Source organism: Salinicola sp. 4072 (assembly GCF_036663415.1).
GTDB lineage: Bacteria > Pseudomonadota > Gammaproteobacteria > Pseudomonadales > Halomonadaceae > Salinicola > Salinicola salarius_A.
This window is the reverse complement of sequence record NZ_JAXOVV010000072.1, coordinates 1-1,304: the sequence shown is the minus strand read 5'-3', so window position 1 is coordinate 1,304 and position 1,304 is coordinate 1. Positions and strand designations below refer to the sequence as shown.

The window sequence follows — 1,304 nt, the reverse complement described above, 5'->3', positions numbered from 1 at the left end:
GCTTAGAGCTTATCGCTCTAAACGCTCTTTAACAATTTGGATCATGCTGACAGTTCTTCTCTCTAGAGAAGAGCAAAACGAGATACGTCTCAAGCGTATCCGGCAATTGTCGAATGATTAATCACTGACCAGACTCCTTCGGGTTATATGGTCAAGCGATTAAGCGCACACGGTGGATGCCTTGGCAGCCAGAGGCGATGAAGGACGTTGTAGCCTGCGATAAGGTTCGGTGAGGTGGCAAACAACCTGCGACCCGGACATTTCCGAATGGGGAAACCCATCCAGCACAAGCTGGATATCCCACACTGAATCCATAGGTGTTGGGAAGCGAACCGGGAGAACTGAAACATCTAAGTACCCCGAGGAAAAGAAATCAACCGAGATTCCCCCAGTAGCGGCGAGCGAACGGGGAGTAGCCCTTAAGCATGTGACTGGTTAGACGAACGCGCCTGGAAAGGCCGGCCATAGTGGGTGATAGCCCCGTAGTCGAAAACCTGAATGTGTGAAATCGAGTAGGTCGGGGCACGTGAAACCCTGACTGAACATGGGGGGACCATCCTCCAAGGCTAAATACTCCTGGCTGACCGATAGTGAACCAGTACCGTGAGGGAAAGGCGAAAAGAACCCCGGAGAGGGGAGTGAAATAGATCCTGAAACCGTGTGCGTACAAGCAGTGGGAGCAGACTCGTTCTGTGACCGCGTACCTTTTGTATAATGGGTCAGCGACTTATATTCAGTGGCGAGCTTAACCGTATAGGGGAGGCGTAGAGAAATCGAGTCTTAACTGGGCGACCAGTCGCTGGATATAGACCCGAAACCGGGCGATCTATCCATGGCCAGGGTGAAGGTTGAGTAACATCAACTGGAGGCCCGAACCCAAGTATGTTGAAAAATGCTGGGATGAGCTGTGGATCGGAGTGAAAGGCTAATCAAGCTCGGAGATAGCTGGTTCTCCTCGAAAGCTATTTAGGTAGCGCCTCACGTATTACCGCCGGGGGTAGAGCACTGTTTCGGCTAGGGGCCCATCCCGGGTTACCAACCCGAGGCAAACTCCGAATACCGGTGAGTAGAGCGTGGGAGACACACGGCGGGTGCTAACGTCCGTCGTGAAAAGGGAAACAACCCAGACCGTCAGCTAAGGCCCCCAAATTCTGGTTAAGTGGGAAACGATGTGGGAAGGCATAGACAGCTAGGAGGTTGGCTTAGAAGCAGCCATCCTTTAAAGAAAGCGTAATAGCTCACTAGTCGAGTCGGCCTGCGCGGAAGATGTAACGGGGCTCAAACCAGATGCCGAAGCTACGGGT

At 52.7% G+C, this 1,304-nt stretch carries 1 rRNA gene; it reads left to right on the top strand.

Features of this window, described 5'->3' with window-relative positions:
* Positions 1-149: 149 nt before the first annotated feature.
* Positions 150-1,304: ribosomal RNA gene (locus R3F72_RS18505) — 23S ribosomal RNA — on the top strand; the annotation flags it as partial.